We start from the raw sequence: 24,655 nt of genomic DNA, 5'->3' as shown, positions 1-24,655 counted from the left end.
AGTACGGTGGCTCGTTTCACACAGCTGCGCGCGTTCGCGTGCGCCTTCACGGTTCTGACTTTGTCCGCTTGCGGCGGCGGCGGCGACAGTGGCGACACCTTGGCCACGCCCTCGTCAAAACTGCCGGCTGATGGCTACCTGTCGGTGGATGGCGGCACCAGCACCGTCAAGGTAGGCGCCTACCAGCTGGACACCAACTACACAGGGGCCTCCGGCACGCAGCAATTCGACGTGGACACGCTGGAATACATCAGCCCGGAGTCCCCCGCGTTTGACGCAGGCTTCATCTTCTCGCAAAGCAACGCGCAGAAGTTTGCCGTGGTGTTCACCGACAACGCCACCAACACCGTCACGGATTTCGCCTGCAGAAGTAGCGCCTGGAGCGCCGCCGAGATCCAGCGCCTGGCCGCTGATTTCAACAGGACGGATATCCCCGTCTGCCAAAGCGGCATGACCATCGACACACGCACACACCGCATCCAGGTGACCGCCCTGCGCGTGCCCTCGCTGAACGACCCAGCCAAGTACGTGACCATCAGCGCCAACTTTGGCTGGGTGCTGCAGGTCAATGCCCTGAGCAATGACAGCAGCGGCACCCGCACTGGCGGTTCGATCGTGATCACCGGCCCCACCGTGGGCACGACGGCACCCAGCGACCAGCCCGTCCCGACCGTGGTCTCCCAGCCCTGACAGGCGCCCCTCAAGCCGCCGTCTGGTGGATCACATCCCGCACACGCGGGTAGATCTCGTTTTGCCAGCGGCGGCCGCTGAACACCCCGTAGTGGCCCACGCCCGTCTGCACGTGGTGGTTGCGCCAATAGGGGCGCACCGAGGTGCACAGGTCCTGCGCGGCCACGGTCTGCCCCACTGAGCAGATGTCGTCGCGCTCGCCCTCCACGGTGAACAAGGCCGTGCGGCGGATGGCGCGCGGGTCCACCATGGTGTCGCGCCAGCTCAAGGCGCCACGGGGCAGGTCATAGGTCTGGAAGACCTTGCCGACGGTTTCCAGGTAGAACTCGGCCGGCAGGTCGGCCACGGCGAAATACTCTTCGTAGAAGGCCTTGGTGTGGGCGGCCTTGTCGTGCTCGCCGGCGGCGATGTGCGCGTACATGTCCTCGAAGGCCTTCTGATGGCGCTCGCGGTTCATGGCCATGAAGGCCGACAGCTGCACAAAGCCCGGGTAGACCTTGCGGCCCGCGCCGCGCTGGGTCCAGGGCACCTTGTGGATCATGTTCTCTTCGAACCAGCTCATGGGCTTGCTGGTGGCCAGCTCGTTCACGCCGGTGGGGTTGACGCGGCAATCGATCGGGCCGGCCATCAGCGTGAGGCTGCGGGGCTGCGCCGGGTGGGCGTCCTGCGCCATCAAGGAGGTGGCGGCCAGCGCGGCCACGCAGGGCTGGCAGATGGCCATCAGGTGCGAGCCGGGGCCCATGCGGTCCAGGAAACGGATCAGGTGCTCGGTGTAGTCGTCCAGGCCGAAGGGGCCGTGGCGCAAGGGCACGTCACGCGCGTTGTGCCAGTCGGTGATGTAGACGTCGTGGTCCTGCAGCAGCGTGCGAACCGTGTCACGCAGCAAGGTGGCGAAGTGGCCCGACATGGGCGCCACCAGCAGCACGCGCGGCAACTCGGGGCCGCCCTCCTTGCGAAAACGCAGCAGCGTGCCGAACGGCGTGCTCATCACCTTCTCTTCGGTGATGGCGTATTCGCGGCCCTGGCAGACCACGGAGGGGATGTCGAACGCAGGGCGCGCGTGGGTCAGCTTCAGTCGGGCGAACACCTCTTGGGCGGCCGCCACGCTGCGCGAGAACACGCCACCGGCCAATAGCTCCTCCATGGAGGATTCGGCCGGGCCCGAAGGCAGGATCTGGTGCAGGCAGTCGGCCAGCCCCTGGGCCATCACGCGCCAGGGCTCCAGGATGGTGTGTTGGGCCTGATAGGTCGTGTAAAGCATGCGGGACTTTCGCGTAGAGCCGTGAACAGGCGTTGCCAGCTGTTCTGCAATTTGCGAGCCACCTTTTGTTGAACGCGCCGTGTCAGACGCGCCCTCGCCACATGGCACAACGCTTGCTGTCTTCAGCTGGCATACCCGCGGCACCCCCAACAACAGGAGACCTCATGGCCACCCTTGCCAAAGCACCTGCCCGCACACCCGCGAAGAAAGCGGCGGCCAAGAAAGCAGTGGCCAGGAAGGCCCCCATCAAGGCCGTGGCACCGGCGGCCGTGAAGGCCCTGCCCGACACCACGACCACGCTGACGATCACCAGCAAGAACTACTCGTCGTGGTCGCTGCGGGGCTGGTTGCTGGCGCGCTTTGCGGGGCTGCCTTTCGTGGAACACGTGCTGCCGCCGGAAGACCCGTCCACCCGTGCCGAGATCCTGCTGCTGTCATCGTCCATCCTCGTGCCCTGCCTGGAACACCAGGGCATCCGCGTGTGGGACACCCTGGCCATTGCCGAATACCTCAATGAGGTCTGCCCCGAAGCCCACTTGCTGCCCGCCGACGCCAAGGCGCGCGCGCACTGCCGCGCCATCAGTGGCGAGATGCACTCGGGCTTCTCGGCCCTGCGCTCGTCCTTGCCGATGAACCTGCGCAACCACTTCCCCAAGTTCAAGATCTGGTCGCGCGCGCAGGCCGACATCGACCGCATCACCGCGATCTGGCGTGATTGCATCAGCACCTATGGCGGGCCCTACCTGTTTGGCGCACAACGCACGGTGGCCGACGCGATGTACGCGCCGGTGTGCACCCGCTTCGCCACCTACGACGTCAAGCTCGACGCCGTCTGCCAGGCCTACTGCGACCTGATGCTGAGCCAGCCCGAGATGAAGGAATGGCTCAAGGGCGCCAAGGCCGAGCCCGCCGACATCGACGAGCTGGACGTGGAGTTCTGAGCCTGCTCCACGCGCCCCTCAGGCCTCCGGGCCATCCCACGGGGTGGCATCGGGGATGTCGCACACGGCGGGCACATCCACGGTGCGGAAGTCGGCCGGGCTGACGATCTCCAGGTACTCCATGTCCGGTGAGTAATCGAACAGGTAGTGGCGCACGCCGGGGCGCTGGTGCACGCAGTCACCGGCCTTGACCAGGGTCTCCTGATCCTCGTACATGAAGCGGGCCCAGCCCTTGGTCATGATGACGATCTGGAAATCGGCCTCATGTCGGTGCCAGCCCGTGCCCTTTTCTGGCGCGCTGTTCGCCTTGACAAGGTGCGCGATGACGCGGCCATTGGTCGCGTCCTTGATCCCCAGGTCCTTGTAGAGGAAAAAATCGCGTAGTCCCTCGCCGTGCCAATCGGTGTCTTCGGGCCGAACATGAGAGAACTTGGTCGCCGTGGTATCCAGCATGGTGCAGCTCCTTTGCGCTCAATCGATGCGGAAGCTGGCCACGCATAAAGCATTCCCGGCACAATGCAGGTTTTGATGCACCGAAAAAGAAGCCCCACGATGAAAAACACGCCTGCACTGAGCGACGCCGACATCAACGAAATCGACATGCTGCTGGGCGCCGTGCCAGAACCGTTCGAAACCGTGGACGCGGTCATCCTGGACGGCTACCTGGCCGGTGTGCTGGTGCAGCCCGTGGTGCTGGAGCCCGAGCAGTGGCTGCCGCCCATCTTCGGCACGGACGGCATGCCCGAGCCCGGCATCCCCGGCTGGACGCAAGAGCAGCACGACAAGCTGATCAAGCTGATCACCCGCCGCAAGGACGAGATCCTGCGCGGCATCCTGGAAGAGGGCTGGTTCGACCCCATCATCCCCATGATCGAGGATGACGATGGCAAGGTGCTCGAAGGCAAGGACGCCATGGAAGGCATCGGCTACTGGGCCGCCGGCTTCGAATGGGCCCTGGCCAACTTCCCGCAGCTGGAAGAGGCCGCCCTGCCCGGCGTGCCCGACCTGCTGGACTCCATCTGGCGCCACCTGCCCGAGCAGGATGAAACCCAGCAGGCCATGACCAAGGCGCTGGACGAAGAGCACCCGCTCAAGAGCATGGACGAGGCCATCGAGGCCCTGGTGTTCGATGTGGTGGACCTGGCCCAGATCGGCATCGCCGAGCGCGTCAAGGTGGAAACCGTGGTGCGCGACGGCCCCAAGATCGGCCGCAACGACCCCTGCCATTGCGGCAGCGGCAAGAAGTACAAGAACTGCCACGGCGCCAACTGATCTGATGCAGCCAGCCCGCGGGCTGGCTGAGCGCCGATGCGTCTTCAACTGCTCTCCGACCTTCACCTCGAGCGCTACCCGCAATTCAAGGCCCAGGCTGCGCCTGATGTGGATGTGCTGATCCTGGCCGGTGACATTGGCTCCTACCAGGCCGGCAGCCGGCTCGAGACCGACGATTTCGGGCTGGGCCAGTTCTCGCCCCTGCGGCCCGGCTCGCCCTGGCGCACGGTGCTGTTCATCCCGGGCAACCACGAGTACGACGGCCTGGAGTTCGCACCCACGCGCGAGCGTCTGCAAGCGATCTGTGCCCAACTGGGCATCATCTGGCTGGATCAGGCCGTGCACACCATCGGCGATGTGCGCTTTGTGGGCACGACCTTGTGGAGCGACTTCGACGCCTTCGCAGCCGAAGAATCCAACCTGACGCGGCAGCTGCAGCAACGCGAGAAGGCCTACCGCGCGGCCAACTTCTACCTGCGCAAGAACACCACCCTGCTCGATGGCCAGCCCATGCTGGCCGAGGCCATGCGCGAGCTGGCGTTGTCATGCCAGGACTGGTTGCGCGCCGCGCTGGCCGAGCCCTTCGAGGGCCGCACCGTGGTGGTCACCCACTTCGCGCCCAGCCTGCTGAGCGCCGACCCGCGTTACGGCCTGACGCCCGGCACCGCCGGCTTCTGCAATGGCCTGGACGAGCTGCTGCGGCATGCCCAGTTGTGGGTGCACGGCCACCTGCACTGCCCGATCGATTACCTCAAGCGTGGCCTGCACGAAGGGCAAGCCTGGCAATGCCGCGTGGCCGCCAACCCGCGCGGTTATGTCAGCAAGGGCGAGCAGGAGACGTTTGTCGAGCAGTTCGTGATTGACCTAGACTTACGCTCACACCCTGACACCGCAACAGAAAGAGGAACCACATGAAGATCTTGCTCCCCGTGGACGGTAGCCCCTACACCAAGCGCATGCTGGCCTGGTTGACGACACACGAAGAGTGGCTCAGTGGCCAGCACGAGTACACGGTGCTGACGGTGGTGCCGTTGATCCCGCCGCACGCCGCCTCGATGTTCCCGGCCGACCAGCTCAAGACGTATTACGACGACACGGCCGAGGCCATCTTCAAGCCCATCCGCAAGTTCACGGCCAAGCACGACCTCGCCACGGCCTATGTGGCCAAGACCGGCCATGCACCTGAGGTGATCTCCAAGATGGCCGACAAGGGCAAGTTCGACCTGGTCATCATGGGCTCGCACGGACACAGCAACCTGATGAACCTGGTGACCGGCTCGGTGACCACGCAGGTGCTGGCGCGCAGCAAGGTGCCGGTTCTGCTGGTGCGCTGACGCCCGCTGACTCGTCCCTGGCGACTTGATCGCCATCAAGAAAAAAGGCCCGCATCCAGCGGGCCTTTGTTTTGCGGGCGCAAACGGCGCTCGAGCGTGGATCAAGCCGAGGTCAGGGGGCAGACGCTGCGGATGCCGCAGAGGGGACCGACGCAGCCGCAGCCGGTGCCGGGGCGACATGCCCCGCCGGCCCCGGCAGCATGGCGGCGTCCTCGACCGACACCACCTTGGTCACGAAATAGCGCGTGTCACCAAAGCAGCTGGTGGGCAGCCCCACCTTCTCTTCGTAGTGCAGGGAAACGCGCTGGCCCATCAAGCGGTTGATCTGCTCGGCCACGGCCTCGTCATGCACGGTGAACAGGAATTTTTCAGAGAGCGCGCCGGGTTGCGTCACCAGCACCTGCTCGCCTTCCCAGGTCTTGCAGACCCAGCCCTTTTTTGAGAGCTTTTGCACCCAGCCGGCCCGCTCGCCGCTGGAGTAGCTCCACTTGAGGGCACCCATCACGTACAGCGTGGGCAGCACGATCAGGATCAGGAGGGCAATGAAGATGCGTTTGATGGTCATGTCGAAAAACAGCGCCTGATGGAAGGATCAGGCGCTATGTTGACATGAAACCTTGGCGCTTCACGCCCCGCGTCAGGCCAGCCTGAATTGCCCCACGGCGTGCAGCAGTTGCTGCGCCTGGTCGCGCAGGCTGTCGGCCGCGGCGCTGGACTCCTCGACCAGCGCGGCGTTCTGCTGCGTGGTCTGATCCAGCTGGTTGACCGCCTGGTTGACCTGCACGATGCCCAGGTGCTGCTGCTCGCTGCCCGAGGCGATCTCGTTCATCAGCTGGCTGACCTGCTGCACCTGCGCCACCAGGCGCTCGATGGACTCGCCGGTGTCGGCGGCCAGGGCACAGCCCTCGTCCACGCTCTCGGAGCTGGCGCTGATCAGCGTCTTGATCTCGCGGGCGGCCTGGGTCGAACGCTGCGCCAGGCTGCGCACCTCGGCGGCCACCACGGCAAAGCCCCGGCCCTGCTCGCCGGCCCGGGCCGCTTCCACGGCCGCATTCAAAGCGAGGATGTTGGTCTGGAAGGCGATGCCGTCGATCACCGCGTTGATCTCCGCGATGCGGTGGCTGGACTGCTGGATGGCCGACATCTTCTGGACCACCTGCGAGAAGGTCTCGCCGCTGCGTGCGGCCTCGGATGCGGCCTGCAGGGCCAGTTCATTGGCGCGCTGCGCCGTGCTGGCGTTGTGGCTCACCGTGGCCGACATCTCTTCCATGGACGAGGCCGTCTGCTGCAGCGATGAAGCCTGGTTCTCGGTGCGGGCGCTCAGGTCCATATTGCCTTGGGCAATCTGCGTGGACGCGGTGGCCACGGACTCGCTGGCGTCCTTGATACCCGAGATCACCTGCTTGAAGTGCGCCACAGCCGTGCCCATGGCCCGCACCAGTTGCCCGATCTCGTCACGTTGTTCGGCGTGCATGGCCTGGCTCAGGTCGCCGTCGGCCATGGCCTGGGCGGCCTTCACGGCACCGTTGACCGTGCGGGTGGTCATGCGCGTGATGAGGGTGGCCACCGCGCCGCCCAGCACCGACATGATCAGCATCACCAGCGCAGTCAGCACCACCTGGCGGGTCTCCCCGTCGATGCGTTCCTGCAGGCGGGCATCCAGGTGCGCCACGATCTGCTCGCTGGCACCGAACTGCGCCTGGATCACACCGGTCAGGTCACGAAAGTAGGCGGTCGAGTCCATGCCCGAGAGGTCTTCGGCCTGCACCACCTTGTTGATCAGGTCCTGGCCGCGCACCAGGGCCGCCTGGGCGTCCTTCACGGCATGCTGCAGGTCGGCCACGTGCTCATCCTTGAGCACACCGGATTTGTCGACATCACGCTGTGCATCCAGCGCATGCATCTGGATGCCATCCAGCAGGCTCGCCAGCGCAAGGGCTTCATTCGTGTTCGCCTCTTTCCTGACCAGCATGGCCGCACCCTTGGCACGCGACAGGCCGAGCTTTTCGCTCAAGCGTGGCAGGTCGCGGAAGGCGGCGGTGATCAGGTAGTAGCACTGGGCATCGGCGTCCAGCGCCAGGCCGGACACGCCCACCACATCTTCCAGCAGCAGGAGTTCACCGCTGACCAGCTGGGTGTGGCGCTTGATGCTCGCCGGCAAGCTCAGGCCGCCGCCACCCACGTCCTGGGCCAGGGTCTGCCATTGCGCTTGCAGCGACTTGATCTTGTCGGTCAGGCCGGTGTCCGAGATGGGCACCAGGGCCTGCGTCACCGCCTCGAAGGCCTGCGCCACCTGGGCCTGGCGCTCCTGGCGCACAGCCTGCTTGCTGCTGTCCCCGCTCAGCACGGCGGCCGAGAGGCCCCGGTGTTCCTGCGTCAGCTTGATCAGCTTGAGCATGGCCTTGGAGGGGGCCAGCCCCTTGTCCTCGTCCTTCAGGGCTTGAAGGTTGCCGACCGATTCGCTCAGCACGAGTGCCGAAGGCGCGCCGGCCATCAGCAAAGCCACGATGCTCAACAAGATGAACTTGTGTCGCAATGGCAAATTGGCGATCCAGGTCGATATCACGTCAGGCTCCTCGTTTGCATCCAGAAATGCAGGAGCCGGCTTGACGGCACGCCAGGCTCATGCGGTGTGCGTCCACAGCAGCGCGCTTGACGCAAGGCGAAGCACCTGATGGGTGCATGGGCAGATGTCATGCCCCGCTACCCCGTGCATAACGTCCGCTCCCGCCCTTACTTGAGCGCAGAAATGTAAAAATCGATGAAGCCCCCCTCGTATCGGACAAGGTATTCATGCCCCGGCCCGGCGCCGTCATGAATCCCTCTCTAGAATGTTTGCGCTCCTGCTGCCGGCATCCTCCTGCAGCGGCTCCCCAGCGCAAGGTGTCCCATGTCCGATATCCGCATACGCGGTGCCCGCCAGCACAACCTCAAGAACCTCGATCTGGACATCCGCACGGGTGAACTGACGGTGGTGACCGGGCCCAGCGGCTCGGGCAAATCTTCGCTGGTGTTCGACACGCTGTACGCCGAAGGCCAGCGCCGCTACGTCGAGACCTTCAGCGCCTACGCGCGCCAGTTCCTCGACCGCATGGACCGCCCCGCCGTGGACCGTGTGGAAGGCGTGCCACCCGCGATTGCCATCGACCAGACCAACCCGGTGCGTACCTCGCGCTCGACGGTGGGCACGATGACCGAGCTCAACGACCACCTCAAGCTGTTGTTCGCGCGCGCGGCGCAACTGTTTGACCAGGACACCGGCTTGCTGGTGCGCGAGGACTCGCCGCAATCGGTGTTTGACGAGCTGCTGGCGCGCTGCGCTGCCACGCCAGGTGGCCGCCGCGTGGTGATCACCTTCGGCGCCGAGCTGCCTGCCAACACCACGCCTGAGCAGATGCAGGAATGGCTGTCGGCCAGCGGTTTTTCGCGCATCCAGGCACAGCGGGTGGTCAAGGCCAGCCTGTTGCCCTCGGCGGCCTTGACGTCGTCGCAGGTTTCGGCCGCGGCCGCGGCCGACGCGGAAGGCGATGCCAAGCCTGCCAAAAAGAAAGCCGCAGCCAAGAAGACCAGCAAGGCGGCAGGCAAAAAGACGAACAACGAGGCCAGCACCGACCTGGCCTCGGATGAACGCCTGGTGCTGGACGTCGTGGCCGACCGCTTCCGCATCGGGGCCGACCCGAGCGGTGCCGATCTGGACCGCCCCCGCGTCATGGAGGCCCTGGAAGTGGCCTTCAAGCGCGGCAGCGGCCACATCACCGTGTATGCCTTGCCCGAATCCGGCGACAGCTTGCCCGACGGCAGCGAGCCGGAGCCCACCTTATGGCGCTTCTCCGCCGGCCTGCACTGCCCGGACAGCCACCGCCGCTACAGCGCGCCCACGCCCGGCATGTTCTCGTTCAACTCGGCCGCCGGTGCCTGCCCGGCCTGCCGGGGCTTTGGCCGCGTCATCGGCGTGGACTGGGGCCTGGTCATCCCCGATGCCAAGAAGACGCTGAGGGGCGGCGCCATCAAGCCGCTGCAAACACCCGCCTGGGCCGATTGCCAGGCCGACCTGATCAAGTACGCGGGCGACGCCGGCATCCCGCGTGACACCACCTGGGCGCAGATGACGCCCGAGCACAAGGCCTGGGTGCTCGATGGCGACCCGGCCTGGAAGGGCAACTGGAACAAGCAGTGGTACGGCATCAAGCGCTTCTTCGAGTACCTGGAGAGCAAGGCCTACAAGATGCACATCCGCGTGCTCTTGTCCAAGTACCGCAGCTACACCACCTGCCCTACTTGCGATGGCGCGCGCCTGCAGACCGAATCGCTGCTGTGGCGCCTGGGCTCGCGTGAAGACGCCGACGCGGTGCTGGCCCCGGCCAAGCGTTTCCTGACGCATGGCATCGCGATGCCGCGCGCCAAGCTTGAACAACTGCCGGGCCTGAATCTGCACGACGTGATGTTGATGCCGATCTCGCAACTGCAGCGCTTCTTCTCCTTCGTGACGCTGGCCAACCGGGGCGACAACGATGCGCTCGCGCTGTTGCTCGACGAGATCCGCACCCGTTTGAAATACCTGGTGGACGTGGGCTTGGGCTACCTCACGCTGGATCGCCAGAGCCGCACCCTATCGGGCGGGGAAGTGCAGCGCATCAACCTGACCACGGCCCTGGGCACCTCGTTGGTCAACACCCTGTTCGTGCTGGACGAGCCCAGCATCGGCCTGCACCCGCGCGACATGGACCGCATCAACGTGGCCATGCAGCGACTGGTGGACGCCGGCAACACGCTGGTGGTGGTCGAGCATGACCCCGCCGTGATGCTGGCCGCCGACCGCGTGATCGACCTCGGGCCTGGCCCGGGGCATCAAGGTGGCCGCATCGTGTTCGACGGCACGCCCGATGACCTGAAGAAAGCCGAGACGCTGACAGGCGCCTACCTGGGCGCCCGCCGCACCATCGGCATGGGCCTGCGCCGCGTGGTGCAAGAGAACACGCCCAAGCTGATCCTGCAGGGCGCGCGTCAACACAATCTGCAGAACCTGAACATCGCGTTCCCGCTGCAGCGCCTGGTGGGCGTGACAGGCGTCAGTGGCTCGGGCAAGTCCACCCTGATCCAGGACATCCTGCACCCCGCGCTGCTGCGCCACTTTGGCCTGGCCACGGATTCGCCCGGCGAGCACGATGAGCTGCTGGGCGCCGACTGGCTGAGCGCCGTCAACTTCGTGGACCAATCGCCGATTGGCAAAACGGCCCGCTCGAACCCCGCCAGTTATGTGGGCGCGTTCGACGCCGTGCGCACCCTGTTTGCCGTGACGCCGCTGGCGCGTGAACGCCAGTACACCGCGGGCACCTTCAGCTTCAACGCCGGCACCGGCCGCTGCGCCACCTGCGGCGGCTCGGGCTTCGAGCACGTGGAGATGCAGTTCCTGAGCGACGTCTACCTGCGTTGCCCCGATTGCGATGGCACGCGCTTCCGCGCCGAGGTGCGCGAGGTCAAGATCGAGCGCCTGGGCAAGCCGCTGTCCATCTCGGACGTGTTGGAGCTGACCGTGGCCGAGGCCGTGCGCCTGTTCGGCCAGGATGTCGATGTGGTGCGCGCCTTGCAGCCTTTGCACGATGTGGGCCTGGACTACGTGAAGCTGGGCCAGCCCGTGCCGACCTTGTCGGGCGGTGAAGCGCAGCGCCTCAAGCTCGCAGGGCATCTGGTCGAGACCGCGCAGCAGGCCAGCAAGTCCGGCCAGCGCATGGCGCGCAAGGGCACGCTGTTCATGTTCGACGAGCCCACCACCGGCCTGCACTTCGATGACATCGCCAAGCTGATGCGGGCCTTTGCCAAGCTGCTGGATGCCGGCAACTCCATCATCCTGATCGAGCACAACCTGGATGTGATCCGCGCTTGCGACTGGCTGATCGAGCTGGGCCCTGAAGGCGGCGATGCGGGTGGCCAGCTGGTGGCCTATGGCCCGCCAGAAGAAGTGCGACTGAAGAACACGGCCACCGGCGTGGCCCTGCGTGAATACGAAGATGCGCTGGGGCTGGATGCGCCAGGGGGCGAGGACGCCGCCGCGAAAGCTGACAAGGCCACCAAGGCGAGCAAAAGCACGAAGGGCAGCAAGAGCAAGGCAAGCGCCAGCCAGCTTGCCGCCCATGAGACCGAAGCCAATGCAGCTGTCGTGGCCATGGAGCGCGAAGCCGCTTATGAGCTGGGCTTGAGCGACAAGCTGCGCGCCGATGAAGGCACCAGCCTGCAGGCCATCATCAAGGCCCGCCGCGAACGCCGCCGTGAAGCTGCTGCCAAGGCCCCCGGCCACGACAGCATCGAGGTGATCAATGCCCACGAGAACAACCTCAAGGGCATGAGCGTGCACATCCCGCGTGGCAAGTTCAACGTGATCACGGGGGTGTCGGGCTCGGGCAAATCCACGCTGGCATTTGACATCCTGTTCAATGAAGGCCAGCGCCGTTATCTGGAATCGCTCAACGCGTATGCCCGTTCGCTCGTGCAGCCTGCCGGCCGGCCTGAAGTGGACGCCGTGTATGGCATCCCGCCCACCGTGGCCATCGAGCAGCGCCTGTCTCGCGGTGGCCGCAAGAGCACCGTGGGCACCACCACCGAGGTACACCACTTCCTGCGCCTGTTGTTCGTGAAGCTGGGCGTGCAGCACTGCACCAACCCGGCCTGTTGTGATGCAGACGGCCACCCCATGGCCGTGCTGCCGCAAACGCCCGAAGCCATCGCGGCCCAGTGGGTGCGTGATTACCGTGGCCAGCACATCGGCCTGATGGCGCCGCTGGTGGTCAACCGCAAAGGCATCTACACCGAGCTGGCCAAGTGGGCCTCTTCACGCGGCTTCACGCACCTGCGCGTGGACGGCGAGTTCCTGCCCAGCGCGGGCTGGGGCACCGCCGGCGGCCCCAAGATCGACCGTTACCGCGAGCACACCATCGAGCTGCCTGTGGGTGATGTGGTGGTCAAACCTGAAAACGAAGCGCGCCTGCGTGAGCTGCTGGCATCGGCACTGGAGCATGGCAAGGGCGTGGTCCACCTCATCACCGGGCTGGAAGGCTTGTCAGAAGCCCTGGCCACGGGCAAGTCCACCCTGCACATGGGCCGCGTCAAGGTGTTCTCCACCGAGCGCGCCTGCCCCAGCTGCGGCACCAGCTACCCCGAGCTGGACCCACGCCTGTTCTCGTACAACAGCAAGCACGGCTGGTGCCCCGATTGCGTGGGCACGGGCCTGGCGCTCACCCGCGAACAACGCAAGGTGATGGACGACTCGCAGACCGACGACAACAAGGGCCGCGAACAGACCTTCGCCGAGCCCGATGTGGAAGACGTGACCGACGCCGAATGCGAGACCTGCCATGGCGCACGCCTCAACCCGGTGGCGCGTGCGGTGCAGCTGCGTGGCCAGTCCATCGCCGAGCTGTCTGCCTTGTCCGTGAAGGACGCGCGCAAGTGGGGCGAGAAGCTCAAGCTCGATGGCCGCGAAGCCACCATCGCCCGCGACATCGTCAGCGAGATCAAGTCCCGCCTGAGCTTCATGGAGCAAGTCGGCCTGGGCTACCTCAGCCTGGACCGCGCCGCGCCCACCCTGTCTGGCGGTGAAGCGCAACGCATCCGCCTGGCCGCGCAACTGGGCTCGAACCTGCAAGGCGTCTGCTACGTGCTGGACGAGCCCACCATCGGTCTGCACCCGCGCGACAACCAACTGCTGCTCGAAGCCCTGCACACCCTGGGCAAAGAGGGCAACACCCTGGTCGTGGTCGAACACGATGAAGACACCATCCGCCGCGCCGAACACATCATCGACATCGGCCCTGGTGCCGGCGTGCGAGGCGGCACGGTGGTCGCCGAAGGCACGGTGGCCGACATCATGGCTTCGCCCGACTCGGTCACCGGCCGCTGCCTGCGCGCCCCCATGGCCCACCCGCTGCACGGCAACGAAGGCGAGCGCCGCCCCGTCACCGCCGACACACCGCAACTCACCATCAAGAAGGCCCGCCTGCACAACCTGGACAAGGTCACCGTCAAGGTGCCGCTGCAACGCCTCGTGGCCGTGACCGGCGTATCAGGCTCGGGCAAGTCCACCATCGCGCGCGACGTGCTGCTGGCCAATGTGCAGGCCGCCGTCAGCATCCCACCCAGGGAACGCGACAAGACCGCCCCGCTGTGGGTGGGCTGCGATGGCATCGAAGGCTGGGGCGCCGTGGACCGCGTGCTCGAAGTCGACCAGACGCCGATCGGCAAGACGCCACGTTCCTGCCCGGCCACCTACATCGGCTTCTGGGACACCATCCGCAAGCTGTTTGCCGACACGCTCGAAGCCCGCGCACGCGGCTGGGGCGCCGGCCGCTTCAGCTTCAACACGGGTGAAGGCCGCTGCCCGGCTTGCGAAGGCCAGGGCATCCGCACCATCGAGATGGCCTTCCTGCCCGATGTGAAGGTGCACTGCGAAACGTGCAACGGCATGCGCTTCAACCCCGAGACGCTGGCCGCCACCTGGCGCGGCAAGCACATCGGCGACGTGCTCAAGATGGAGGTGGACGAGGCCGTCGAGTTCTTCGCCTCCATGCCGTCCATCGCGCACCCGCTCAAGCTGCTGCAGGACGTGGGCCTGGGCTACCTCACGCTGGGCCAGCCCTCACCCACCTTGTCGGGTGGCGAAGCGCAGCGCATCAAGCTGGTGACCGAACTCAGCAAGGTGCGCGACGACATCACGCGCAGAGGCAACAAGGCGCCGCACACGCTGTATGTGCTGGATGAACCCACCGTGGGCCTGCACCTGGCCGACGTGGAAAAACTCATCCGCGTGCTGCACAGGCTGGTGGACGGCGGCCACAGCGTGGTCGTGATCGAGCACGATCTGGATGTGATCGCTGAAGCCGACTGGATCATCGACATGGGCCCCGAAGGCGGCACCGGCGGTGGCAAGGTCGCGGCCGAAGGCACGCCCGACCACATCGTCGCCAAGAAGACGCACACCGGCGTGGCGCTCAAGGGGGTGCTGCACCGCGGTTGACACCACAGCGGCCTGGCGCCGGGCGCGCCCATCACCCTCAAGTCCGGACCGCCCCCGCCGATATCCGAAGACGATTCGGGGGGACACGGTCTCAGATGAAAGACAAACTCGGCAAACGGAACACCTCAACCGCCTTCTGGGGGTTGATGTACAAGGTGGCGGCCGTCGCTGGCGCCACCCACGTGATGTTCATGGGGCTGTTCTATGAGCTGGGCGCCCACACCCTGGCCAAGGTCAACCTGGGCAGCGTGCTGTTGTTCGCCACGAGCTATGTCTGCCTCAAGAAGCGGCTCAACCTCCTGGCTGTCGCCTTGATCCTGCTGGAGGTCATTGGCCACGCCCTGCTGGCCGTGCGCGCCATTGGCTGGGACAGCGGCTTTCACTACTACCTGCTGGTCGTTGTCCCCGTGCTGGTGATCAGCAAGACCCGCATCCCGGCCTTCAAGCCCATCATGCTGGTGGCCCTGCTGCTCATCTACCTCGGCATGGACAAGGTCATGCGGGACCTGCCGCCTTATGACGTGCTGACCGCGCAGACGCTCTCAGGCCTGCGCTACTTCAACATCACCGTGACCTTCCTGCTCCTGACCTACCTGTCAGGCATCTACCTGCGCCTGGTCACCAAGGCCGAGAAGGAGCTGCGCGTCCTGGCCACCACCGACCCGCTGACGCAGCTGCTCAACCGCCGCAGCCTGATGGAGATCGCCGAATACGAGGTGGTGCGACGCAAACGCCATGAGGGCCCGCTGGCCTTCATCCTGGCGGACATCGACCACTTCAAGTCCATCAACGACCAATATGGCCACGCCGCTGGTGACGCCGTCCTCAAGGCCGTGAGCCAGACCTTGCGCCAGGCCTCACGCGAGCAGGACAGCATCGCACGCTGGGGCGGCGAGGAGTTCCTCATCCTCATGCCGGATGCGGCCAAGGACATGGCCATCAAGGTGGCCGAGCGCTTGCGCCAGCAAGTCCAGGCGCTGGAGGTGCCCTTCAACGGCACGGTCATCCAGGTCAGCATGACCTTTGGCGTGAGCACCCACCGGCACGACGAAGTGGTGGACGCCCCCATCAACCGCGCGGACACCGCCCTCTACCAGGGCAAGGTGAGTGGCCGCAATCAGGTCGTGGCCGAACCGGACTGACCCCGGGTGACCCGCGCCCATTTAGTTTTGTACAAATACAAAGGCATGAACTAGCCCTTCCCGGCGCGCCATTTACGTGGATGGCGCCCCCTGCGAAACCGCAAGAATCGGGGCAGCTAACTTTCCGGGTAAGGAGCAAGGGTGGTCGCATCAGCACAAGGACTGGATCCGTCCGATTGGCAGGGCTTTCGCGCCCAGGCGCACCGCATGCTCGACGACATCCTGGACTTTTCCCAGGACATCCGGCAGCGACCGGTCTGGCAGCCCACCCCACCTGGCGTGGCACAAGCACGGGCGGCCTCCCTCCCCGAGGCGCCCAGCGAGCTGGCCGACGTCCATCAACAGTTCCTCACCGAGATCCTGCCCTATACCTGCCTCAATGCCCACCCTGCCTTCATGGGATGGGTACAAGGCGGTGGCACGGCCGTTGGCATGGTGGCCGACATGCTCGCAGCCGGCCTCAACGCCAACGTCGGCGGTCGCCAGCAAGCGCCGGTCGAGCTGGAGCGCCAGGTTTGCCACTGGATGCGCGACCTCTTCGGCTTCCCCACCACCGCCAGCGGCCTGTTTGTCACCGGCACGTCCATGGCCAACCTCATGGCCGTCCTGGTGGCACGCCACCAGGCTGCAGGCCCGACGGTTCGGCAACAAGGCGTCCCGCAGACGAGCGGCAAACTGGTGGCCTATACCTCCAGCGCGGCACATGGCTGTGTCGCCCAGGCCATGGACCTGTGCGGCCTGGGCACGGACGCCCTGCGGCGCATGCCCGTCAACGCCCGGCATCAGATGGACCTGGCCGCGCTCGAAGCCCAGATCGAACAGGACAAGGCCGCCGGCCTGACGCCCTTTCTCGTCATCGGTACCGCCGGCTCGGTGGACGTCGGGGCCGTGGACGAGCTGCATGCCATCGCCCGACTGGCCCAAGCCCACGGCATGTGGTTTCACGTGGACGGTGCGTATGGCGCCCTGGGCATGCTCTCACCCGCCATTGCGCCCCTCCTGCGTGGCATCGAAGAAGCGGATTCCATCGCCTTCGACTTCCACAAATGGGGACAAGTGCCCTATGACGCCGGGTTCCTGCTCGTCAGGGACGGCCAAGCCCACCAGGCCACGTTCGCCGCGCCTGCCGCCTATCTGCGCCGAGAATGCCAGGGACCAAGCGCAGGCACCCTCTGGCCTTGCGACCTGGGCCCCGATCTTTCCCGGGGCTTTCGCGCGCTCAAGACCTGGTTCACGTTCAAGGTCTATGGCAGCGACCGGCTCGGGCAGGTCATCGCGGGCACCTGTGAACTCGCTCAAGCGCTGGCCCAACGTGTGCGAGACGAACCCCGGCTGGAATTGCTGGCGCCCGTCACCCTGAACATCGTCTGCTTCCGGTACCGCTGCGCCCATCCCGATCAGATCAATGCCCAGCTTGTGCTGGCATTGCAATCATCCGGCGTCTGCCTGCCCTCCTCCACCATGGTGGAGGGTCGATTCGCCATCCGCGCCGCCATCGTGAACCACCGGACCACGATGGCAGACATCGACACCCTGCTACAGGCCACGCTCGCCGAAGGCGACAGGCTGACCATGTCACGGGCTGCACAGGGTGAGCAGGCATGACCAGGAAAGCCGATCCGCACAGCACGGCCAGCCTCCTGCTGCAAGGCGGCGACGAACGGCTGGACCTTGATCCCGCTCTGGGCGTCAACAAATACGGATGCCGCCCCACACCTGACCCCGATCTGGCGGCATTCGGGTCAAGCACGGCCAGCTCGGTCTCCAGGCGGGGCTTTGCCGCTGCAGATCAATTGCGGCGCAAGCTGATGGCCGCATCACCCGAGCAGCCGGCCGCCCAGCTCTACCAGGCTGAACTGCAGGCCATCCGTGAAGAACTGCTGACGCTGTGCGACCTCGGCGACCTGCCCGAACCCGACGTGCTGTTCGCGGCATCCGGCACCGACCTCCACCTGATCGCCACCCACCTGGTCACCCGACGCGGTCAGCACGCCCCCATGGTGATCATGATGGACCCGACGGAAACGGGCAGCGGCGTGACCAACGCCCTGCGCATGCGGCACTTTGGCCGCCACACGGCACAGGGTCGGGCGGGCACGGTCGGCGCCCCCGTCAAGCCCGCGGGGCAGGAGCCTCAACTTGTCCAGGTCGCCTTGCGCCAGCCGGACGGGCAGCCGCGTCCCCAGGCCGATGTCCACGCCGAGATCGAAACCTGGGTACGCCGTGCCGTCCTCGCGGGGCAAGCTGTGCTGCTCGTGACCCTGGATGTCTCCAAAACCGGCATGCTGGCGCCTGGCCCTGGTTTTGCCATCAGCCTGAAACAGCAATGGCCCGACACCGTCACCGTGCTGGTTGATGCCAGCCAGTTCCGGCTGTCCGGGGCCACCTTGAGCGCCTACCTGCGCCAAGGCTGCCTCGTCGCCGTCACGGGCTCCAAGTTCCTGACGGGCCCCTCGTTTTGCGGCGCCCTGTTCGTGCCTGCCGCCTGGCCAACCAAGCGAGGCACCCCCAGCTCCATGCGTGCACTGTCCGGACACTGTGCCCGTGCCGACTGGCCCGCGCACTGGCCTGATCGACACTTGCTGCCCGACACGGCCAACTTTGGCCTGCTCCTGCGCTGGAAAGCCGCACTGGCCGAACTGCGCGCCTTCAAGCGCATCCCGCAAGGGCACACACGCCACCTGTTGCGGGTGTTCGGCAACGCCATCCAGCGCCGCCTGGACAGCAGCGAAACCTTCGAATCCCTGGCCACACACGGGCTCGGCCGCCCTGAGTTGAACACCCCATCCAGTTGGGACACGCTGCCCACCATTTTTTCCTTCGTGCTGTATGGGGCCGATGCCGAGGGGCGTCGCACGCCACTGACCCGCGCACAAACGCAACGGGTTTACCACCTCCTGCAGACGGACCTCTCCGACATCTGCCCGCCAGACGCCCCCGCACGCGAGGCCCAGCGCGCGCGCACGCGCTGCCAGCTGGGGCAACCTGTTCCCTGCGGCACGCGCCAGGGCGTACCCGTCAGCGCGCTGCGCCTGAGCATCAGCAGCCGGCTCGTGGTGGAGGCGCTGTCAGGCAGCGGCAGCCATGCCGAGCGCGTGCTTCAAAGGGCGATGTTGGTACTGGACAAGGCCGAGTGGCTGCTCCAGTCATCCACCCTGATCTACAAGGAAGACGTTCATGCGATATAAGACCGGCCACGCCGCACCTGCACGCATCACCACGATCATCCCGCAGACCGCGGTCAATGAACTGGTGGCCTTGTTCAATACCGCCAACTGGCCTCAACTGGAAGCGAAGGCCAGAGCCCTCACCCAGCAGTACCCGAACAACGCCCTGGCCTGGCTGGCCAGGGGCAAGGCCTTGCTGCAACAAGGGCGCAACCAGGAGGCCGCGCAAGCCCTGCAGCGCGCTGTCCAAATCGCCCCCAACGAAGCGGACAAACACGGCGACCTCGGGCTGGCCTTGTTCAACCTCGGGCAATTCGAACAAGCCGAGCGGCACTACCGGCGGTCCGTTGAACTTGACCCGCGCTCCACCGAAAACCTGAACAACCTCGCCACGCTGCTCAACGCCACGGGGCGCCCCGCACAGGCGGAAGCCGTCTTGCAGCAAGCGCTGCGCGTCAACGCCGCATCACCCGCCACCCACAACAACCTGGGTAACACCTACCGCCACCTCAAGCAGTTTGAGCTGGCGTGCTCGCACTTTCAGCAAGCACTCGCCCTGGCGCCCGCCAACCTGGATGCCTGGCTCAACCTCGGCCTCACCCTGCTGGACACGAAACGCCTGGAAGAAGCCCGTGCCGCCTATCAGCAGGCACTGACGCTCTACCCGGACTCGCCGATCGCCCTGCGCTGCATGGGCCGCCTGCTCACCCTCATGGGGCAGCATGATGCACAAGCCATTGCCTGCCTGACCCGGGCCGTGCAACTCACCCCCGACAACCCTGACGCCCACATCGACCTGGGCAACGCCCTGCTGCGCACGGGCACGCCCGCGCAATGGCGCACCTGCTTTCGCCAGGCACAGGCACTTCGGCCCCTGGTCACCTGGCCGGCCAACCAGGTGCCACCGACCTTTGACGCCCTGTTGCTCGACACCCCCGGCGCTGGCAGCACCCCCGTCAACTACCTGACCAGCGACACCCCTTACAACCGGCACTTCTACTGCGTCCTGCCTGACAGCCCGCCCGACATCGCCATGCTGCGCGCCAAGGCGAAGGTGGTGATCAACATCATCGCGGACGCAGACAACGGGGCCGAGATCCTGCCCGACACGCTGGCCCTGGCCGATGCATTGAACCTGCCCATCATCAACCACCCGCGCGTGATTCTGCGCACGGACCGCGAATCCATCGCCCAGAGCCTCAAGGACATTCCCGGCTGCAAGATGCCCCTCACCCGCAGGCTGAGCCAGGCCGAACTGGTCAACGCCGCGGTGCTACAGCGGCTCGATGGCTTCAGCATGCCCATGCTGGTCAGGCAAACCGGCAACCATGGTGGCGACGCCTTCGCCAAGGTCGACAACTGGGTGCAACTGCTGGGCTTCCTGAACGAACACGGCGAGGGCCAGTACTACGTCACCGAATTCGTGGACTACCGCTCCAGCGACGGGTGCTACCGCAAATACCGCCTGATCTGCATCGACGGGGAGATCCTGCCTTACCACCTGGCGATTCACGAGGACTGGATGGTCCACCACTTCCGCACGGACATGGGCCAGCAAGCCTGGAAGCGCCAGGAAGAAGCGGCGTTTCTCGACCAGCCCCAGCGCGTGTTCCATGCGCAAAGCTGGCAGGCGCTGCAGGCGATCTTCTCATCCACGGGCTTGGACTACGGCGGTATCGATTGCGGCATCGATCATGACGGGCGCCTGCTCGTGTTTGAAGTCAATGCCACCATGCTCGTGCACGACGAGCAGGACCCGGACTTCGTCTACAAGAACCCCCACGTGGCCCGCATCAAGGCTGCGTTCAACGCCATGGTCAGCCGCCGCGCCAACGCCATTCAGGCTGCGGCTGCCTGAACCCCCAATCCATGCGCCCACAAGGCCACGCTCACAAGAGCCAAGGCCGTCGTCCACAGGATCACGCGCGCGACCAATGCGGTATTCGCCCGCTCACGCTCGGCCAGCATCGACACATTGCTGGCTGAGGGCAGGGCCGCCGCCATCGTCACGGTCAGCAGGCCGGTATCGATCAGGGTCACGCCCGCGCGGTGCAGGCCCCAACCCACCGCGCAGACCAGCATGGGGTGAACCACCAGCTTGAGCACGGCCGGCACCTGGATGCCGGGCAGGGCCACATCCCCATGCGAAGGCTGCATCTGCGCCCGCGCCAGGATGGCACCCAGCGTGAACAAGGCCGTGGGCGTGGCCGACAGGCCCAGCAGGCGCACGGTCTCGTCCACCGGCTTGGGCAAATGCCAGTGCAGCGCGGCGAACGCCATGCCCACGGCCATGGACCACAACAGCGGGTTGCGCAAAGCCCCTTTGAGCGAAGCCTGCACCGCGTGCCACACCTCTTGCGGGTCGTCCCCCGGCGCGTCCTGTGCGGCATGCGAGTGTGCCCAGGCCAGGCAAAGTGAGCTGAGCAGCAGCACATCCACGATCAGCGTTGCCGCCACGGGGCCGGCGGCCTGCGGGCCCAGCAAACCGGTCAGCAAGGGCAGGCCCAGGAAGCCCGTGTTGGGAAAGGCCGTGACCAGGGCCACCAACCCGCCATCACGGCGCACCAGCCCCGCCCGCACCGCCCAGACCAAGGCCAGCGCCGTGACCACCACACCCGCCACGCCATAAGCCAGCAAGAGGCCCAGCAGGCCCTCTTGCATCAAGGCACCGCTGGCGCTGAGCCGGAACACCATGGCCGACAGGCCGAAATACAGCACGAAGCTGTTGAGCGAACCGATGCCATCCATCGGCACCACGCCGCGGCGCGCTGCGGCCCAGCCCAGCAAGACCAGCGCAAAGAAGGGAATGAACAGCAGCAACAGGTCGATCATGGGTGACATTGTCGCCTCGCACCCAGGCAGGCCAGCCCGGGGACGCGATCAGCGCTGGTCAATCAGGCGAACCAGGTCACGGGTGAGCTGCGCGGCAGGCACCGCGCGGCAACCGCCGACGTTCTGCCCGGCCCACAAGGGCGAGAAGTCCCCCAGGCCTTGCTTTTCGGCCGCGGCACGCAAAGGCCCGACCGCAGCCGTCGCCAGGGGAAACGCGGGCGCCAAGGGGCTCATGGGCCCCATCTCGCGCAAGAAGCGGTTGACGATGCCGCGCGCCGGCCGCCCCGTGAACAGGTTGGTGAAGGCCGTGTGCCGGGCCGACTCGCTTTGCAAGGCCGCCCGGTGGATGGCCGTGGTGGTGGCCTCCGGGCACAGCAGGTAGGCCGTCCCGACCTGCACACCCGCAGCGCCCAGTTGCAGGGCGGCCGCCACCCCTTCGGCATCGGCCATGCCACCCGCCGCGATCACGGGCACCTTCACGGCTTGCGCGATCTGCCGCACCAGGGCCATCGTGCCCACCTGCGTGCCGAGCTCATCGGTGAGGAACATGCCACGGTGCCCGCCCGCCTCGGCACCCTGGGCAATGATGGCGTCCACGCCGCGATCGGCCAGCCAGCGCGCTTCTTCCACCGTCGTCGCAGATGACAGCACCTTGGCGCCCCAGCCGCGCACGCGCGCCAGCAAGCTCGCGTCCGGCAGACCGAAGTGGAAGCTCACCACCGGTGGCTTGAAAGCTTCGAGCACATCGGCCGCCTCATGGCTGAAGGGCAGTCGCCCCGGCCCGACAGGGATCTGCGAGACATCCACGCCAAACTCGTCGAAATACGGCGCCAGGGCTTCACGCCAGCGCTGCTCGGCAGCGGCGTCCGCAACCGGCGGGGTGTGGCAAAAGAAGTTGACGTTGTATGGCCTGCCATCCAGTGCCGACTGCATGGCCGCCAACTCCTGGCGCATGGCATCGGGCGACAACATCGCGCAAGGCAAGGAGCCCAAGCCCCCTGCACCGCTCACCGCCATCGCCAAGGCACTGCCCTGCACACCCGCCATGGGCGCCTGGAAGATGGGCAGCTCGATGGACAGCAGTTCGCGCAGGGTCTGACTCATCAACGATCCTCCGTGTGGCCCATCAGCGCGTACGCAGCATCGCCATGATGCCGCCCTTGCGCATCGCACGCCAACCCAGCAGCACGGCCAGGATCACCGCATAGACCATGACCTCGCCCACATCGTTCTTCGCCGCCTTCTTCCAGTAGAAGTGCAGCAGGCCCAGCAGGGCCACGGCATAGACCAGCTTGTGCAGCGCCTGCCAGCGCTTGCCACCGAGCTTGCGGATGGCCGCATTGAACGAGGTCAGCGCCAGCGGGGTCATCAGCAGCAGCGCCGCCACGCCCACCAGGATGAAGTTGCGCTTGTAGACGTCCTTGATGATGTCGTCGAGCACCAGGCCCTTGTCCAGCCAGGCATAGGCCAGGAAGTGCAGCACCGCGTACACGAAGGCTGTCACACCCAGTGCGCGCCGGTAGCGCAACACGGCGGGCAGCGAAGCCACCTCACGCAAAGGTGACACGGCCAGGGTCAACCACAGCCAGCGCAGCGTCCACTCGCCGGTTTCGCGGATGAGCTTTTCAGCCGGGTTGGCGCCCAGCTTGTCGGTGGCCAGGCCCACCATCAGGCCCGCAAAGGGCACGGCACACAGCAGCCACAGCAGCGGCTTCACCCAAGGCTTGAGCAGCCACTGGTTCAAGGTAGAAAGGGTCATCAGTAGTACTTCTTCAAATCCATGCCGGCGTAGAGTTGCCCGACCTGAGCACCGTAGCCATTGAACATCAGGGTCGGTTTGCGAGGTGCGAAGAAACCGCCCTCGCCCAGTCGGCGCTCGGTGGCCTGGCTCCAGCGTGGGTGGTCCACCGTCGGGTTCACGTTCGAATAAAAGCCGTATTCACGCGCATTGGCCTTGGTCCACGAGGACACGGGCTCCTTGTCGACCAGGCGGATCTTCACGATGGACTTGGCGCTCTTGAAGCCGTACTTCCAGGGCACGACCAGGCGCAGCGGCGCCCCGTTCTGGTTGGGCAGCACCTCGCCATACAGGCCAAAGGCCATCATGGTCAACGGGTGCATGGCCTCGTCGATGCGCAGGCCCTCCACATAAGGCCAGTCCAGCACACCGGAGCGCACACCCGGCATCTGCTTTTCATCGGCCAGGCTGATGAACTCGACGTACTTGGCGCGGCTGGTGGGCGCGGCCCGCTGGATCAGCGTCGACAACGAGTAGCCCACCCACGGGATCACCATGGACCAGCCTTCCACACAGCGCAGGCGGTAGATGCGCTCTTCCATGGCGCCCAGCTTGAGCAGGTCGTCCAGGCCCAATTTCAAAGGCTTGCCCACCTCGCCTTCGATGCTCAGCGTCCAGGGGCGGGGCTTGAGCGTGCCGGCGTTCTGCCAGGGGTCTTCCTTGTCGGTGCCGAACTCGTAAAAGTTGTTGTAGCGGGTCACCTTCTCGTAGGGCGTGACCTTGTCCATGGCGTAGGCACCGGCCACCGTGCTGCGCACACCCGGCAAGGGCGCCAGCACACCCGGGCGCGCCACCAGGGGGGCAGCAGCCGTGGCCGCTTCCGCTTCGTCGCCCAGCCACAGCCCGGCGGCCGCGTTCAAGCCCACTGCGGCACCACCCACAGCGGCCTGTTTCAGCCAGGCACGACGGCCCTCGTACACCGCGCGGGGCGTGATCTCGCTGGGCGTGCCGTGGGTCATCCCGCTGTCAGGGTGCGAAAAATGACGTGAGGTTCGGATCATGGCCATGCTCAAACTCCTGTTGATGCATCGGGTGCACCAGATGCTTTACTGCGTCAGTCGCCCATCCCGGCCAGATTCTTACACCTTGGGAACATCCCGGGGAAACACGGTTTTTTCCGCCTGTGTGCTCATGCATGATTCGGTGGCGCCAACCGAGTTGCATTAGACGAGGTTCGTGCACCACAACCATCCAAAAAATCCAAGGGAATC

At 66.0% G+C, this 24,655-nt stretch carries 18 protein-coding genes; 10 read left to right on the top strand and 8 right to left on the bottom strand.

The window, feature by feature from the left end:
- The first annotated feature begins 6 nt into the window (after nt 1-6).
- Nucleotides 7-690 carry a hypothetical protein gene (locus JY96_RS14625; protein ID WP_035038517.1) on the top strand — a complete coding sequence of 228 codons (684 nt, stop codon included), beginning with the start codon at nt 7-9 and terminating at the stop codon, nt 688-690.
- A gap of 10 nt (nt 691-700) precedes the next feature.
- Here JY96_RS14625 and JY96_RS14620 read toward each other — a convergent pair whose 3' ends face one another.
- A complete protein-coding gene (locus JY96_RS14620; protein ID WP_035038515.1) occupies nt 701-1,951 on the bottom strand; it encodes a polyhydroxyalkanoate depolymerase in 1,251 nt (416 codons plus the stop codon).
- 164 nt (nt 1,952-2,115) lie between these two features.
- On the opposite strand from JY96_RS14620, the gene JY96_RS14615 reads away from it, so the two are divergent.
- Nucleotides 2,116-2,892 carry a glutathione S-transferase family protein gene (locus tag JY96_RS14615; RefSeq protein ID WP_081961277.1) on the top strand — a complete coding sequence of 259 codons (777 nt, stop codon included), beginning with the start codon at nt 2,116-2,118 and terminating at the stop codon, nt 2,890-2,892.
- 18 nt (nt 2,893-2,910) lie between these two features.
- On the opposite strand, the gene JY96_RS14610 is transcribed toward JY96_RS14615, so the two are convergent.
- Nucleotides 2,911-3,345, bottom strand: coding sequence for a cupin domain-containing protein (locus tag JY96_RS14610; RefSeq protein WP_035038513.1), 435 nt, complete (start codon nt 3,343-3,345; stop codon nt 2,911-2,913).
- 99 nt (nt 3,346-3,444) lie between these two features.
- On the opposite strand from JY96_RS14610, the gene JY96_RS14605 reads away from it, so the two are divergent.
- Genes JY96_RS14605 through JY96_RS14595 form a run of 3 tightly spaced genes read left to right on the top strand, consistent with a single transcriptional unit; the run spans nt 3,445 to nt 5,498 of the window.
- Nucleotides 3,445-4,164: a UPF0149 family protein gene (locus tag JY96_RS14605; protein ID WP_052162554.1), complete on the top strand. Its 720-nt coding sequence runs from the start codon at nt 3,445-3,447 to the stop codon at nt 4,162-4,164.
- Between the two features lie 36 nt (nt 4,165-4,200).
- Nucleotides 4,201-5,079: a metallophosphoesterase gene (locus JY96_RS14600; protein ID WP_052162553.1), complete on the top strand. Its 879-nt coding sequence runs from the start codon at nt 4,201-4,203 to the stop codon at nt 5,077-5,079.
- Nucleotides 5,076-5,498, top strand: a complete 423-nt coding sequence (locus tag JY96_RS14595) for a universal stress protein (RefSeq protein WP_035038511.1) — start codon at nt 5,076-5,078, stop codon at nt 5,496-5,498. Before JY96_RS14600 ends, JY96_RS14595 begins: the two co-directional genes overlap by 4 nt.
- Before the next feature lie 112 nt (nt 5,499-5,610).
- Here JY96_RS14595 and JY96_RS14590 read toward each other — a convergent pair whose 3' ends face one another.
- Both JY96_RS14590 and JY96_RS14585 read right to left on the bottom strand, forming a co-directional pair.
- On the bottom strand, nt 5,611-6,063 hold the full coding sequence (locus tag JY96_RS14590) for a hypothetical protein (RefSeq protein ID WP_035038508.1): 453 nt from the start codon (nt 6,061-6,063) through the stop codon (nt 5,611-5,613).
- Between the two features lie 72 nt (nt 6,064-6,135).
- Nucleotides 6,136-8,064, bottom strand: coding sequence for a methyl-accepting chemotaxis protein (locus tag JY96_RS14585; RefSeq protein WP_152606517.1), 1,929 nt, complete (start codon nt 8,062-8,064; stop codon nt 6,136-6,138).
- A 324-nt stretch (nt 8,065-8,388) separates the two neighbouring features.
- Here JY96_RS14585 and JY96_RS24040 point away from each other — a divergent pair, with 324 nt between their 5' ends.
- From JY96_RS24040 to JY96_RS14560, 5 genes are all read left to right on the top strand, one after another.
- On the top strand, nt 8,389-14,505 hold the full coding sequence (locus tag JY96_RS24040; RefSeq protein ID WP_035038505.1) for an excinuclease ABC subunit UvrA: 6,117 nt from the start codon (nt 8,389-8,391) through the stop codon (nt 14,503-14,505).
- Nucleotides 14,506-14,600: 95 nt separating this feature from the next.
- A complete protein-coding gene (locus JY96_RS14575; protein ID WP_035038502.1) occupies nt 14,601-15,647 on the top strand; it encodes a GGDEF domain-containing protein in 1,047 nt (348 codons plus the stop codon).
- Between the two features lie 207 nt (nt 15,648-15,854).
- Nucleotides 15,855-17,252 (top strand): aminotransferase class V-fold PLP-dependent enzyme, encoded by a 1,398-nt coding sequence (locus JY96_RS14570; protein ID WP_081961275.1) that lies wholly within the window; start codon nt 15,855-15,857, stop codon nt 17,250-17,252.
- Nucleotides 17,249-18,835 carry a hypothetical protein gene (locus JY96_RS14565; RefSeq protein WP_052162550.1) on the top strand — a complete coding sequence of 529 codons (1,587 nt, stop codon included), beginning with the start codon at nt 17,249-17,251 and terminating at the stop codon, nt 18,833-18,835. The genes JY96_RS14570 and JY96_RS14565 overlap by 4 nt, the downstream gene beginning before the upstream one ends.
- A complete protein-coding gene (locus JY96_RS14560; protein WP_035038498.1) occupies nt 18,825-20,672 on the top strand; it encodes a tetratricopeptide repeat protein in 1,848 nt (615 codons plus the stop codon). The genes JY96_RS14565 and JY96_RS14560 overlap by 11 nt, the downstream gene beginning before the upstream one ends.
- On the opposite strand, the gene JY96_RS14555 is transcribed toward JY96_RS14560, so the two are convergent.
- The 4 genes from JY96_RS14555 to msrP are packed head-to-tail and all read right to left on the bottom strand — an operon-like array spanning nt 20,654 to nt 24,451.
- Entirely contained in the window at nt 20,654-21,646 is a 993-nt protein-coding gene (locus JY96_RS14555) for an AEC family transporter (protein WP_035038497.1), read from the bottom strand. The genes JY96_RS14560 and JY96_RS14555 overlap by 19 nt on opposite strands.
- Nucleotides 21,647-21,694: 48 nt before the next feature.
- Nucleotides 21,695-22,750: a nitronate monooxygenase family protein gene (locus JY96_RS14550; RefSeq protein ID WP_035038495.1), complete on the bottom strand. Its 1,056-nt coding sequence runs from the start codon at nt 22,748-22,750 to the stop codon at nt 21,695-21,697.
- Between the two features lie 22 nt (nt 22,751-22,772).
- A complete protein-coding gene (locus JY96_RS14545; protein WP_052162549.1) occupies nt 22,773-23,405 on the bottom strand; it encodes a sulfite oxidase heme-binding subunit YedZ in 633 nt (210 codons plus the stop codon).
- Nucleotides 23,405-24,451 carry a protein-methionine-sulfoxide reductase catalytic subunit MsrP gene (gene msrP, locus JY96_RS14540; protein ID WP_152606516.1) on the bottom strand — a complete coding sequence of 349 codons (1,047 nt, stop codon included), beginning with the start codon at nt 24,449-24,451 and terminating at the stop codon, nt 23,405-23,407. The genes JY96_RS14545 and msrP overlap by 1 nt, the downstream gene beginning before the upstream one ends.
- Nucleotides 24,452-24,655 lie beyond the last annotated feature (204 nt).

The sequence above is a fragment of the Aquabacterium sp. NJ1 genome (genome assembly GCF_000768065.1).
GTDB lineage: Bacteria > Pseudomonadota > Gammaproteobacteria > Burkholderiales > Burkholderiaceae_C > Aquabacterium.
The sequence above is the reverse complement of the archived record's forward strand: the minus strand, read 5'-3'. Positions and strand labels throughout refer to the sequence as shown.